The sequence below is a fragment of the Bacillus sp. FDAARGOS_235 genome, from assembly GCF_002073415.2.
Lineage (GTDB): Bacteria > Bacillota > Bacilli > Bacillales > Bacillaceae_G > Bacillus_A > Bacillus_A toyonensis.
On sequence record NZ_CP020437.2, the window covers coordinates 156,503 to 169,782 of the forward strand.

Genomic DNA, 13,280 nt, shown 5'->3' on the forward strand with positions numbered 1-13,280 from the left:
AGTGACGGAAGAGCATACAATATTGATAAAGCAATTAAGAAAAGGGCTATTGAAGCAGCCCTTTTCTTAATTATGTACATAGCTGTTGCTATTTTTATTGTGTTTACATAGTTATCCAAACTTGATAGCATGTTTAATCAAAAGTTGAGTAATTTATTTACTAAATTCCTTTTGAGCTCCCATATAGCTTCCTATGATATTTTGATAACTTGGAAGGTGTTTAGCAAGTAAAGCTCCAAAGCCTTCAACATCATTTCGCCAGTCACACTGTAATTCTGCTGCAATGCTAAACCAGTTCATTAGTTGAACCCCGCCATGAGCCATACGCATAAGAGCGACATCACTTTTTGAAAGACGAGAATAGAAATCAGTCGTTTTATAATCCCCCTTAAAAAGCTTATTTATAAATCAATCTTACAGTGATTCGACTGGATTGGGTATATGTTAAAATTTTATCAAAAAATATGTTTTATTTGGATAATAAGATATATATTTTAAAATTGAAAAAGTGAATTTTTATTTTTTGATTTGATGTTATAATGATTTTGTATTTGTGAATAATTTATAATTATATGAAAGTTAAGTCTAAGAGGTGTTTGCTTATATGCCGAATAAATGGATGTGTAAAAAGGGTATAAGTTACCTCATGAAAATGTAGAGTTATATTGATTTGTAGAAAGCAGGAATGTAAATGATATATGAAGCGAATATATATACTAGAAGAAAATTAGTTTCCATGTTCGAAGATTTTAATAATGTTATATTACTTTCTTATTTACAAGGACATATGGGAAGAGCCTGGGTAAACGATCTTGAAAATCCAACAGTAGCACAAGTTACAGTAGGGATTTTCACATTTTATACTGGAGATCCAAATGTGAAAGAAACAGAAGAGTTATTACGTAATATTCCTGAAAAAATGTTAGTAATCGTAAATAGTGAAGAATGGAAAAAGCGTTTAGAAACATTTTATGAAAGAAAAATAGATAAGTTTTTACGCTATAAATTCAAACGTAATTCGGAAGTTTTTGACCGTTCAAAATTACAATCTTTTATATCAACACTTCCAAAAGGATACGAGTTAAGAAGAATAGATGAGCATATTGCAAATAATTCTACACTACATAAGCTTTCTGAAGACTTTACAAGTCAATTTCAATCGGTAGAAGATTATTTAAATCGAGGTATAGGTTATAGCATTTTGTATAATGGAGAAGTTATATGCGGTGCATCCTCGTATAGTATTTACGATAAGGGGATAGAAATTGAAGTTGCGACGGATCTGAACCATAGAAGAAAAGGTTTGGCGACCGTAGTGAGTGCAGCGTTAATATTGGATTGTTTAGAAAAGGGAAAATACCCAAACTGGGATGCAGCGAATACGACATCTGCCAAACTAGCAGAAAAGCTAGGATATGTTTTTGATAAGGCGTATGATACTTATTTTGTGGATAATAGATGAATGAGCAGAGATTGTAAGAGTTGTACAAAATAAAGAATTTAAAAAGGGAAAGACAAATGACTGGAATGTTTCGATAGCATTGTTAAAAACTCCTATGGAAATATTAGGGGATAAAATGATTATTTCAATAATAAGGAGATTTTATAATCTATTGAGTACAAAAACCGGCTTTTTTAGCCGGTTTTTATTTTTTATAAAGGGGACAATAGTCGTGATGTTCTGTTTTGTGGATAGTATTAAGTTGGCAGATGGTTCTTATTAAATGTATTCTTTGTTAGATAGAATAAAAGACTCTTGAAAAATTAATTTTGGAACACCTATTAGCTTTATCATAAAAAAGTCGAGAAATTCTATTTTATATAGGTAGATATCAGTATAGGCTCCATATATTAATTTATGTATTTTTAACTATCAAGAGGAATTGAAGCTTTTACTATGCAATTGATAAAAGTGACTATGATACAAACCCACGCATTAATAGAAAAAGTACATATACAGTAAAGAGAGTTAAAAAACTCTAAATTTTATTATAAAGGAGATTATAAAATATGAGTGAACAATGTCCAATTAATGTACCATGTCAGGTAGTAGGACAAACCCAAACACCATTAAGTGATGCACCTGTAACGCCAATTACTACTCCGGGAGCGCCAATTGTAAAAATACCGGTTGTATTAGCAGAAAGAACAATTCAAATTGTTGTAGAATCTGATATTTCATTAGATCCTCCAGCGGTTGAAATTAAACGTATCTTAAAAAATGCATTTTTAACACAATGTAAGTTAGTTCCTGTAGCATTTACTCCAGTACCAGGTACACCTTACCGCCGAGTTACAAGAGCAAAATTATTTGTACAAGGATATATTCGTAAAAACATTGAATATGCAAATGACGAGTGTAATGGTGTGCTATATGACCGCATTGCTAATGTTCCATTTTCTGGTTTTGCTGATTTAACAGCTGGTGATTTTCTATCACAAGCTATAGTGGCTGCTTCCTCAGATACTACTTCTCACTTTATTAATCCTAAAAATGGTGATCTACCACGTTTAGACAAATACTTCTTCGAAAATACAGTTTTTTATAATGAACAACCGTATTGCGAATTAGTCAGCGCTCAATTTTTTGAATTAGACTTTTCACCTTGTCCAACAGACCTAAACGAACCATTTGATACTCTTCGTGAAAAAATTGTACTAGATCTTACTTTAAAAGTTTTACAAGTACAACAAGTACAAGTATAAAACTAAAAAAGCATTGTCTTTGATAAAAAGACAATGTCTTTTTTATTATTATAAAACATATATAATGATGAAATGGTCGCGTACAAAAAACATATTTTTATGAATTTCATTAGACGGGGGGATGGTGATGAAAAATCCATGGGTTGGTCAGGAAATATGGAACAAAGTTTATAAAGGGAAAAAGCTGAATGTTCAAGATGATGCACGCGAAATAAGAAAAAAGGAAAAAATTGAAGAAACAGAATCAGAGAAAGAAGATAAAGCAATTGAATTAAAGAAAGAAAGTAAAAAAACAGAATCAAAAAAGGGAGATAAAGCGATTGAATTAGAGAAAAAAAGTAAAAAAACAGAATCAAAAAAGGGAGATAAAGCGATTGAATTAGAGAAAAAAAGTAAAGAAACTGAGTCGAAAAAAGAAGAAGAAACAATTGAATTAGAGAAAGAAAGTAAAGAAACTGAGTCGGAAAAAGAAGAAGAAACAATTGAATCAGAGAAAGAAAGTAAAGAAACTGAGTCGAAAAAAGAAGAAGAAACAATTGAATCAGAGAAAGAAAGTAAAAAAACAAAGTCAAAAAAAGAAGAAGCAGTTAAATCCGAGAAAAAGAGTAAAGAAACAGAGTCACAGAAAAAACGTCAAGATTCAGAATCAAAAATAGAGACCTTAGTACGTTCAAAAGTAGTAAAAACCCCATTTTCTATTATTTCAGATGTGACTAGTTTTATAAAATTCCCTAATATGAATGTGAAAAATCAAGAAGTATTTGTATTTCGGAATCAAAAAGATGAAAGGGGTTGTGAATTGGATACTAAGTTATTAACTACAGTGCAACATTATCAAGGAGAAGTTAATTGTAATTTAGTTTCTTCAAACCTTTATGAAAAGAGAGTGCTTTTAGAACTTTCTAATCAAAAAATAAAAAGTAATATGGAAGAGAATTGGGTAGGAACATCTTCGTGGATTCCTATACACGGAATAATTTTAGATAAGGAAGATGAAGGAGGAGTAAATAATTATATACCTGCGAAATTACCAATAGAAATAGGGAAGTATAAAGGTGAAATTAATTTACGAGAAAAAGTGGTATTTAAAGAAAAAGTTATAGAAATAAAAGAGGTGTCACAGGAAATTATTTTAACAAAAAATGAGTTTTTATTACCAAAAATAATAAGGAAAGGAAATAATCCATCTAAAATTGAAAAAGGGAGCTTACTCGTAGAAGGTTATATTTTTCAATGTATTGAATTTATATCGGAACGAAGTACACCGCATGATAACGCGTATCAGTTAATACAAAACCTTGTATTGGAATTAACTGTGCAATTGTTACAAGAACAGGAAGTTTGGGTGCGGATTAGATAATTAATCATCTCTACATCAATTAGTTAAAAATTTCTTCAGGAAAATGTATTAGAGAAACTTAAAAATAATGCTAGCAAGTTTGTAAATGAGCTTGCTAATAAGCGTTTGGGAAAGATATGAAATACAATTGATGGATCGCTTTAAAAAACTAATTCTTTTAATAGATGAAATGGATAAATCTTTGTTAAAACATGAGGTGTAACACAAAGTGTATCCACCCCCATTATAGAAAACTTACAATTTAAACAGTAATACATGTTTATCATAATGTTTTAAACACCAATTATATTTTTTTAGAATAATTGGATGGACAACTTCTTTCGTAGTATCGACCTCAGTATAGCCATATTTCTTATAAAAGTTTTCTAGTTCCTCAAAAGGAAGACAATACACATTTTGTACTTGTAATTTTTTCGCAGTTTCTACTAAAAATGAAACAAGTTCCCCAGCTAATTGTAGACCTCTAAATTTTGGGAGAATAAAAATCCCACCCATTTCTATAGTATTATCATCTATTTTGACTAGTCGTCCAACACCTGCGTACTCATTGTTGTATGTAATGATTGCAACTTTATCTCGCTTTAAATCGCTCCGTACAAATCCTATTGATTCGTATTGATTATTAATCCATTCTAGATCATTATATGTAGCCAGTTGAATACTCATATGCATCCTCCTTCAGAAAACTTTTACTATTTCCATTATACATAATATATTTTCAGGAAAAAGTGGTTAAAATGGCATGATTTTTATTAACAGTTCAAGTTTTGGAGAATAGTGCATACAATATAAAGTGTTTTCCTTTCTTCATTTAAGTTTTACGTATATAATTTAAAAGTACTATTTTTATTTTATTATTTTATATTTATAACAGAATAGAGGTTTAAAAATGGGTGTTAAAATCATTACGGATAGTGCGGCGGATTTACCGGTAGAATTGCTGCAAGCATATGATATTGATTTAATTCCACTCCGTGTATATGATGAAGCAGAAACAGAGTATTTAGATGGAGTTACATTAGAGTCAGTTACATTATTGCAAAAAATGAGAGAAGGCGCTGTTTATAGAACATCATTGCCTTCACTTGAAACTTTCCAAGAAAAATTTGTTTCTTATGCAAAAGAAGGTAACCCTTGTATATATTTAGCTTTTTCATCTGAACTGTCTGGTACATATCAATCTTCAATTGTCATTAAAGAGGAAGTAAAAGAAACATATGCAGATTTAGATTTGGAGATTATTGATACGAAATGTGCTTCGCTTGGTCAAGGGCTTGTCGTTTTAGAAGCTGCTAAAATGGCGAAAGACGGCGCATCAAAAGAAGATATTTTAAAACGTGTCGTTTTTTTAATGAACCATATGGAACATATCTTCACTGTGGCTGACTTACAGTACCTTGTTAGAGGTGGACGTTTAAGTAAAGTAGCAGGTTTTATCGGCGGTTTATTAAACATTAAGCCGATCTTAAATGTGGAAGAAGGAAAACTTGTACCACTTGAAAAGGTAAGAGGGAAAAAGAAAGTACTTGGCCGAATTGTAGATATTATGGAAGAGCGTGGGAAAGAACTTAAAGGTCAAACAATCGCAATGACTCATGGCGACGACTTAGAAACAGCTGAAGCGTTAAAAGCATTAATTACGGAAAGATTCGGCTGTGAAGTATTTATCGTAAATACAATTGGAGCAGCAATCGGTGCACATACAGGACCTGGCGTTATAACATTATTTTTCTTAAATGAAGTAGAGTAAAGGATTGATCTTTTGATCAATCCTTTTTTATTTTTAATCTGTGATAATTGGTCGATATGGTATTGGTGAAGTGATACTTATATCAGTAATCGTGTACAGAGATAATAAAGTTGTTTAAAAACGCCAGTCATGTTATTCAACAATCGAACTATATAACGAAACGATTTCTTGTCAAAATTAAAAATATTTGAAATAATTGTTATTAAGTTAAAGGAGGGCGATTACAGAAAAGGTGATACGACTTTCTCTTACTTAAGAATTGTGGAATAGTTAAAGAATCCGATTAATTATATTCCGAAAGGGTGTGTATAATATATTATCAACTAATGTTTTTACTTATAAATTTAAGGATGGACAAACAGTAATAATTAGAGAAGCTAAAGAACAGGACGCAGAAAGAATGCTAAATGCTGCTTCAAAAGCTTTAATAAATGCTCCATACATGCTAAGTACGGTTGAAGGTGTAAAAAAGATGAGTGTTGATGCTATTCAAAAAACGTTAAAAGCTTATCATGAAAATCCAAATTATGTACAGTTTATTGCTGAAGTTGATGGTAAGTTAGTCGGTGCAATCGATTTTAAGAACGGAAACAAAGAAAAAATTAGTCATCAAGGGGCTTTTGCGATGACCATACTACCTGAATATCGAAATTATGGTATTGGAAGAGCTCTTCTAGAAACGTTAATCAATTGGGCTAAAAATAACAGTAAGATTGAAAAAGTTTGTCTTGAGGTAATGGAAGATAATCTAGGTGCAATCCAGTTATATAAGAATCTAGGATTTTTTGAAGAGGGTAGAAAAGCAAAGGGTGTAAAATTGGATGACGGCTATCAAAATTTAATATTAATGGCTTTATTCGTTTAAAATTGAACATTATTCAACAATAGGCGCTATTGTTGAATAAAAATTAGATTTTCAAACGACTTTATTGTTATATTTTTAAGTACAGTGAAGTATCTTATATCGAAAATTATACATCTATATTTTAACCCCGTCCTAAATTTAGAACGGGGTTATGCTTGTTTTAGGCTTAAAAGTAAATAACTTTATTGTCTTTTTTACACATCGTATCATTCATGTGTTTATGCTATTTGTGATTGAGTGGTGAAAGAAACGAATATAAATCTAGTCCTGCTCATCAAAAAACGAAATATTTAAAGATATTAAAAAATTGTAGTTTCATATATAATTGGGTAGGGAGAAATATCTGTAACTATTTGTAAAAATAGGAGGCGGCTATAAAAATGCATGAAATTGCTAGGTGGGATTTAGATCGATTATATTCGTGTGAAGATATTATATTTCCGATATTAGAGTTGAAAGAACAATATATAGTGACAAAGGATGTGGAAATCCTTTCAAAACTTATACAGGCTATTGAAAAGGCAGAATACTATTTGTATTGCCGATCGGCTGAAGAAAGTGTTTCATCTGACAATACTATATTGACTGTGAAAGTAAAGGAACTAAAAAGTGAAGTACAGCAAGTAATACAACAAAGTGAGGTGGCAATTTCTGATAATATTAATACTAGGTTCATAAAAGATGAACTAAATGCGTGGGAAAATATGTACATACAATTAAGAAATAAGATAGAAATAGAGCACAATAATAAACAATTATCATTTGGTCAAGCAAATCATATTGCAATGAATAGTGATAATGAAAAGGAAAGGTTAGAAGTATTCGAGTTACTTACAAGTGCTTTGCATAAGGAAAAAGAAATCTTTGCTACTGTATTAAATCAAATAGGGCGATTACGTAATACAAAAAGTAACGAAATAGGGGATAGAGAGATTTTAACACAATCTCTCCAAGCGAATGAAATCTCTGAAACTGTATTATTACAAATGTGGGATGCGACAGAAGAAAATCTAGATAAATTAGCCAGCGTTTTAAAAGTGTATAAGAACGGAAAAGCTTTCATTACATGGCATGAACTTATGACAGTAAAGAAAAATAATGAGGCTATTATTCCTTTTTCAGAAGCAGTACAAAACATATATGATGCATTAAAAGATATTAATGAAGAATTGGCAGAATTTGCACGTAATGCGATAGAAAGTGGATGGGTAGATGCTGAACCGAGAGAGAATAAACCACCAGGTGGTTTTTGTGCTCCATTTTTCATTGAGAAAGAATCACGAATCTCCATGCGTTATGATGGGAGTATAGATAGTGTAAGAGTACTTGCTCATGAGCTAGGACATGCTTGGCATTTTTATAATATGAGTTTTGAACACTCTACTTCTTTTTTAGATGATTATTTGCCAATGAGTACAGCTGAATCAGCGTCTATTTTCTTTGAAACAGTACTCATAAACTATTTAATCGAAACAACAAAGTGTATAGATATGAAAAAGTCATTACTTAGCTGGAAAATAAGAAATACTTTTAATTATGTTATGGCCATTCGAGCATCATTTCAATTTGAGAAGAATTTTTATGAAAAATGTAAAGAAGGTCCCATAAGTGCTGACGAAATTGAGAAGTTATCTATATTGGCACAAGAAGAAGCATATGGACATGCTTTAAGTGAATATCAGCCGTTCGTGTGGATTAAATATATTCAATTTTATATTGCGGATGTTCCTTTTTACAATTATCCGTACACATTTGGATATTTAGCAAGTTTTAGTTTATTAGAAATAGCGAAGCAAAACTCAAGTACATTCCATTTAAAGTATAAAGAATTTCTACGAGAAACAGGAAAAGCTCCAGTAGAAGAGCTCATGAAAAAACATTTTCAAATAGATATAACAAGCTATGAATTTTGGGATAAAGCTTTTATACAAATTTCTAAAGATATTGATGAATATTTGCAGCTTATGTAAGGAGAGGATGACATGTTTCAAGCACTAATTTTCGATATGGACGGAACGTTATTTCAAACAGATAAAATTTTAGAAGTATCGCTAGATGATACTTTTAATCATTTGCGGTCACTACAATTATGGGATGCAGTAACGCCAATTGATAAGTATCGTGAAATTATGGGTGTGCCGTTACCGAAAGTTTGGGAGACGTTATTACCAGACCATTCTATTGAAGTGAGAGAACAAACAGACGCATATTTTTTGGAAAGATTAATTGAAAACATAAAGAGCGGAAAAGGTGCTTTATATCCGAATGTAAAAGAAGTATTTACGCACATAAAAGAAAATAATTGTTCAATATACATTGCTAGTAATGGCTTAAAAGAATACTTACAAGCAATCGTATCTTATTATGCTTTGGATCAGTGGGTTACTGAAACATGTAGTATTGAACAAATACAATCGCTAAATAAAAGTGACTTAGTCAAAACCATTTTGAGCAAATATGATATAAAAGAGGCAGCCGTAGTTGGAGACCGACTATCTGATATAAATGCAGCGAAAGATAACGGTTTAATTGCGATTGGATGCAATTTTGATTTTGCACAAGAAGATGAACTGGCTCGTGCCGATATAGTAATAGATGATTTAATGGAGTTGAAGGGAATATTGTCTGAAGTGCAGAATACGCATGCTACGAATTGAATAAGGTAACAACCATAAAAATGCTCAGAATAAATGATTCTTGAGCATTTTTATATATTTTTATATTAAGGGAGGGAATTTACTTGAAAGATATACATATTCAACAAATAGAAAATTTAATGAAATATGAAATTAGTCATCTCGTTCAGGACAGTAAGGAAGGAGGTTTTAACTTCCTAATAAAATTAATAAATGAATATGAAAACAAAATAAATGTATTTAATAAAACTGGAGAATGTTTATATGGTATTTTTCAAAGGGAAAAGTTAATTGGAATAGGAGGGCTAAATGAGGATCCATATACAGAAAATAATAAGATTGGTAGGGTAAGAAGATTTTATATTGCAAAAGAATACCGAAGGAAAGGATTAGGGAGGTTACTGTTAGTGCGAATTTTAAGTGATGCTAAAAAATATTTTAATATCGTTGTCTTAAATACAGATACGGAACAGGGTGACAAATTTTATACTTCGGGTGGATTTGTGAAAGGGAAAAAATATGTAGGAGCGAGCCATTATTTGAACTTATATAAAAGGATGTAGTGAAGTATTATTTATCCACTTTGACAGAACTTTTGTTCTATTTTTATGTGGATTGATGATATAATTCATTTGAATCTATTATTAGAATGGGGAATTGGATGATGGAAGAAAATAAAATTATTCATGATTTCAATGAATATTCAATTTGGTTAAATACATTGAAAGGTATGAAAGAAGAATTGTGGGTGGCATCAATATCAGAGGGGAAATGGACTATTGGTGAGATTGTATCTCATATTATGAATTGGGATGAATGTCTTTTAAGTAAGGTCTTACCATCAGTGAGAGAAGGACAGGGAGTGGAGTTCCCTGACTTTAATACATATAATAAAATAGCCTCTAGTTATGCCAAATCGGGTATATCTAAGATGAAACTTCTTGAAGAAGCAAAAACAAAAAGAGAGTTACTCGTAAAAGAACTTAGTTTATTGCCTGCTGGAAATCTAAAGAAACCTGTAACTGCCAATGGAGTATCACATTGTCCTCATACTGGAACGCCGTATTCTCTTATATATATTATTAAAGAATTTGTAGATCATGATAAACATCATAAAAGACAGGTTATGCATTTTTTTAATGAAAATCAAGTTGTTAACCGATAAAGAAAGATCCTGCAAATGATATTTGTGGGATCTTTCTTAAATTATAATGTAACATTCATTTGTTTCAATAATCTATTTGGATTACCTTTTACATAATAAAAATGCGGATTATTCTCATCATCATATAGCATAATATAAGGTTTTTCATTTTGTGGGAGCAGTATAAGTACTTCGTCTATTGTAGTATGTAACCATTGATTCGTAATAGAAATAGGTTTAGATAAAGGGATTTTTATCATATGTCCATCTTTCGGAACGACGTTTAAGTTTTTAAATGGTCCAGTTATTGCTTTAGCGTATTGAACTGCTTCTTTTTGGATTGCTGGATCTAAAGATTGTTTTTGAATGACCATTTCTTTTTTGCAATCAAACACTTCAATTTGTTGATTTGTATTTGCGAGCACATTTGTTGATAATAGGAAGAAAAGAAGAGAAATGAACCCGATTTTTTTTTTCATAATACAACACCTCATCTTTACTATACCCTCAAAAGGTTTAAATATTTTTCTGTCACATACATGTAACAAAGAAGTTGTATGATACAATTGGTTTTTGTTTAAAAGTAATGGAGGATAAATTATGAAAGTATTGATTGCAGATGATGAACAAGATATGTTGAAAATTTTAAAAGCTTATTTTGAAAAAGAAGGCTTCGAAGTTTTATTAGCAAAAGATGGAGAGGAAGCACTTCAAATTTTTTATGATGAGAAAATAGATTTAGCTATTTTAGATTGGATGATGCCGAAACATAGTGGTATTACAGTCTGTCAGGAAATAAAAAAGAATTCAAGTGTAAGAGTGTTAATGCTTACGGCAAAAAGTGAAAGTGAAGATGAATTAGCAGCGCTTCAAAGCGGGGCAGATGAATATGTGAAAAAACCATTTCATCCAGGAGTACTAATTACCCGAGCGAAAAAGCTTGTACAACAGGATGATGTAATTCAAGTGCAAGATGTAAAGATAAATTTCGCCAAAAATAAAGTATATAAAAATGATATAGAATTAGATATTACAAAAACAGAACTAGAATTAATAAAGTGCTTTTTAAATCATAAAGGAATGATTTTAACGCGTAAAAAATTGTTAGATATCGTATGGGGATTTGACTATTTTGGAGAAGAGAGAACGGTTGATACACATGTGAGGAGATTGCGTAAAAAAATCGGAGAGAATATTATAAAGACGCATCGTGGTTTAGGTTATAGTCTGGAGGAACAAAGTGAATAAACTTGGAAAAAAGCTATTTTTCAGCATTTCTTTAACGGTTATTCTTATTTTTATGATCTCTTTATTATTAATTAATTATCTTTTACCGAAATATAATATTTATAAAACACGTGAAAACTTAAATAAATTTACAATGCAAATACAAAATACATCAGTAAAAGATTTAGAAGATGTTATCCATACAATTGAAAATGAAAGTAATGTTTCAATTGTGTATACGCCAATCAACCAGTCAATAGTTGATATGAACGAAGCACTACACACAAAACTTATGAGAAAGAAGGTAACATTAAATAAACTGTGGATTACGAAAGACGAAGTCATAAAAGTGAAAACGGAAGGGCAATCGAATAAACTATATGATCAAGGAAAGGTAAAAGCAAGCTTTTTTGCTAAATATATTGCGAAAGATGATACGATAATTTTAATTGGGACTTCTATTGCAAATTCAAATGAAATTATTAATACGTTAAATACATTCTACTTATACATTTTGTGTTTCTCAATCCTTCTCATTATTTTACTTGTGTGGATACTTTCAAAAACAATCACGACACCATTGAAAGAATTAAGTGATGTCGCAGAAGAAATTTCACGTTTGAAGTTTAAAAGAACGAAAGTGAAAACGAACGATGAAATAGGAGACTTAGCCAATAGTATCAATATTATGAGTGATAAATTGCATGAAGCACATCAAGATTTAACAGATCGTAATGAACATTTAAAACAATTTATGGGTGATATGACTCATGAATTAAAAACACCTATCGCATTAGTAAAAGCATATTCTATGGGAATAAAAGATGGTTTAGATGATGGTACGTACGTAGATACAATTATTAAACAAACTGATCAAATTTCAAATCTAATTGAAGAGTTATTACGATTTTCTAAACTAGAAAGAGATATATTACAAAAAGAAGAATTCCCTATTGAGCCACTAGTCCAAAGTATAATAGATAAACATAAGATTGAACTGGAATCGAAAGAAATCAATTTGCAAGTGAACAATACTGTTGGTGATACAATCATTTATGCAGATTTAAATAAAATGGGAATGGTGTTTCAAAATTTAATTTCTAATGCGATTAAATATACAACGAATCAAAATGTGGAAATTTATTTACAAAATAGAAACGATGGTATATATTTTCAAATTCAAAATGGTATTCATGCTGAACAAATTAAAGATATCGATAAAATTTGGGAACCATTTTATGTATTAGAATCTTCTCGTAGTAAAGAAAAATCAGGTACAGGATTAGGATTAGCGATAGTGAAAAGTATTTTAGAAAGACATGGTTTTGAATATGGAGTCTCTACTATAGATGGAGAGATACAGTTTGATATTTATATGAAGAAGGGCTAATTAAAAACTAAAAAACATCGTCTATTTTCAATAGGAGACGATGCTTTTTTATGATTATAAGACAGTATTAAGTGGAACTATATAATTTTGAAAGCTCGTAGGGAGAATGTTCTACAAATTTCTCAAGTTATTGTATAAAATATAAACTGAATTTTCAGTAATTTTGTTGTATAGTAAGAAGAGAAGTATTGGGGAGGGAAGG

13 protein-coding genes and 1 pseudogene are annotated in these 13,280 nt (G+C 30.6%); 11 read left to right on the plus strand and 3 right to left on the minus strand.

Features of this window, described 5'->3' with window-relative positions; genetic code table 11:
- Positions 1-153: 153 nt before the first annotated feature.
- Positions 154-345, minus strand: a pseudogene (locus A6J74_RS02365) (isochorismate family cysteine hydrolase YcaC); the annotation flags it as partial.
- Between the two features lie 346 nt (positions 346-691).
- Here A6J74_RS02365 and A6J74_RS02370 point away from each other — a divergent pair.
- The 3 genes from A6J74_RS02370 to A6J74_RS02385 all read left to right on the plus strand — a co-directional run bounded on the left by A6J74_RS02370 (position 692) and on the right by A6J74_RS02385 (position 4,066).
- Positions 692-1,462, plus strand: coding sequence for a GNAT family N-acetyltransferase (locus tag A6J74_RS02370; RefSeq protein WP_000638747.1), 771 nt, complete (start codon positions 692-694; stop codon positions 1,460-1,462).
- A 548-nt stretch (positions 1,463-2,010) separates the two neighbouring features.
- On the plus strand, positions 2,011-2,706 hold the full coding sequence (locus A6J74_RS02375) for a CsxC family protein (protein ID WP_001295000.1): 696 nt from the start codon (positions 2,011-2,013) through the stop codon (positions 2,704-2,706).
- Positions 2,707-2,833: 127 nt separating this feature from the next.
- The gene (locus A6J74_RS02385; RefSeq protein WP_000795520.1) at positions 2,834-4,066 is read left to right on the plus strand and encodes a BC_2427 family protein; all 1,233 of its coding nucleotides are present in this window, start codon (positions 2,834-2,836) and stop codon (positions 4,064-4,066) included.
- Positions 4,067-4,300: 234 nt separating this feature from the next.
- On the opposite strand, the gene A6J74_RS02395 is transcribed toward A6J74_RS02385, so the two are convergent.
- A complete protein-coding gene (locus A6J74_RS02395) occupies positions 4,301-4,732 on the minus strand; it encodes a GNAT family N-acetyltransferase (protein WP_000027173.1) in 432 nt (143 codons plus the stop codon).
- 223 nt (positions 4,733-4,955) lie between these two features.
- On the opposite strand from A6J74_RS02395, the gene A6J74_RS02400 reads away from it, so the two are divergent.
- The 6 genes from A6J74_RS02400 (at position 4,956) to A6J74_RS02425 (ending at position 10,482) form a co-directional block, all read left to right on the plus strand.
- Positions 4,956-5,816, plus strand: coding sequence for a DegV family protein (locus tag A6J74_RS02400; protein ID WP_000538271.1), 861 nt, complete (start codon positions 4,956-4,958; stop codon positions 5,814-5,816).
- 304 nt (positions 5,817-6,120) lie between these two features.
- On the plus strand, positions 6,121-6,681 hold the full coding sequence (locus A6J74_RS02405; RefSeq protein WP_000282372.1) for a GNAT family N-acetyltransferase: 561 nt from the start codon (positions 6,121-6,123) through the stop codon (positions 6,679-6,681).
- Between the two features lie 380 nt (positions 6,682-7,061).
- On the plus strand, positions 7,062-8,651 hold the full coding sequence (locus A6J74_RS02410) for a M3 family metallopeptidase (protein ID WP_000544325.1): 1,590 nt from the start codon (positions 7,062-7,064) through the stop codon (positions 8,649-8,651).
- 12 nt (positions 8,652-8,663) lie between these two features.
- Positions 8,664-9,338 carry an HAD family hydrolase gene (locus A6J74_RS02415; protein WP_000484700.1) on the plus strand — a complete coding sequence of 225 codons (675 nt, stop codon included), beginning with the start codon at positions 8,664-8,666 and terminating at the stop codon, positions 9,336-9,338.
- Between the two features lie 83 nt (positions 9,339-9,421).
- Positions 9,422-9,880 carry a GNAT family N-acetyltransferase gene (locus A6J74_RS02420; protein WP_000651690.1) on the plus strand — a complete coding sequence of 153 codons (459 nt, stop codon included), beginning with the start codon at positions 9,422-9,424 and terminating at the stop codon, positions 9,878-9,880.
- 101 nt (positions 9,881-9,981) lie between these two features.
- On the plus strand, positions 9,982-10,482 hold the full coding sequence (locus tag A6J74_RS02425; RefSeq protein ID WP_000392137.1) for a DinB family protein: 501 nt from the start codon (positions 9,982-9,984) through the stop codon (positions 10,480-10,482).
- Positions 10,483-10,523: 41 nt separating this feature from the next.
- On the opposite strand, the gene A6J74_RS02430 is transcribed toward A6J74_RS02425, so the two are convergent.
- The gene (locus A6J74_RS02430; RefSeq protein ID WP_000726753.1) at positions 10,524-10,940 is read right to left on the minus strand and encodes a hypothetical protein; all 417 of its coding nucleotides are present in this window, start codon (positions 10,938-10,940) and stop codon (positions 10,524-10,526) included.
- A 121-nt stretch (positions 10,941-11,061) separates the two neighbouring features.
- Here A6J74_RS02430 and A6J74_RS02435 point away from each other — a divergent pair, with 121 nt between their 5' ends.
- Both A6J74_RS02435 and A6J74_RS02440 read left to right on the plus strand, forming a co-directional pair.
- Positions 11,062-11,709: a response regulator transcription factor gene (locus A6J74_RS02435; RefSeq protein WP_000865955.1), complete on the plus strand. Its 648-nt coding sequence runs from the start codon at positions 11,062-11,064 to the stop codon at positions 11,707-11,709.
- The gene (locus tag A6J74_RS02440) at positions 11,702-13,078 is read left to right on the plus strand and encodes a HAMP domain-containing sensor histidine kinase (RefSeq protein ID WP_001037230.1); all 1,377 of its coding nucleotides are present in this window, start codon (positions 11,702-11,704) and stop codon (positions 13,076-13,078) included. Before A6J74_RS02435 ends, A6J74_RS02440 begins: the two co-directional genes overlap by 8 nt.
- The last annotated feature ends 202 nt before the right edge of the window (positions 13,079-13,280 follow it).

What these genes read in the sequence shown, in the direction of transcription:
- A6J74_RS02370 (WP_000638747.1), top strand. Translation starts at nt 692, where the DNA reads ATGATATATGAAGCGAATATATATACTAGAAGAAAATTAGTTTCCATG.
- A6J74_RS02375 (WP_001295000.1), top strand. Translation starts at nt 2,011, where the DNA reads ATGAGTGAACAATGTCCAATTAATGTACCATGTCAGGTAGTAGGACAA.
- A6J74_RS02385 (WP_000795520.1), top strand. Translation starts at nt 2,834, where the DNA reads ATGAAAAATCCATGGGTTGGTCAGGAAATATGGAACAAAGTTTATAAA.
- A6J74_RS02395 (WP_000027173.1), bottom strand. Translation starts at nt 4,732, where the DNA reads ATGAGTATTCAACTGGCTACATATAATGATCTAGAATGGATTAATAAT.
- A6J74_RS02400 (WP_000538271.1), top strand. Translation starts at nt 4,956, where the DNA reads ATGGGTGTTAAAATCATTACGGATAGTGCGGCGGATTTACCGGTAGAA.
- A6J74_RS02410 (WP_000544325.1), top strand. Translation starts at nt 7,062, where the DNA reads ATGCATGAAATTGCTAGGTGGGATTTAGATCGATTATATTCGTGTGAA.
- A6J74_RS02415 (WP_000484700.1), top strand. Translation starts at nt 8,664, where the DNA reads ATGTTTCAAGCACTAATTTTCGATATGGACGGAACGTTATTTCAAACA.
- A6J74_RS02425 (WP_000392137.1), top strand. Translation starts at nt 9,982, where the DNA reads ATGGAAGAAAATAAAATTATTCATGATTTCAATGAATATTCAATTTGG.
- A6J74_RS02430 (WP_000726753.1), bottom strand. Translation starts at nt 10,940, where the DNA reads ATGAAAAAAAAAATCGGGTTCATTTCTCTTCTTTTCTTCCTATTATCA.
- A6J74_RS02435 (WP_000865955.1), top strand. Translation starts at nt 11,062, where the DNA reads ATGAAAGTATTGATTGCAGATGATGAACAAGATATGTTGAAAATTTTA.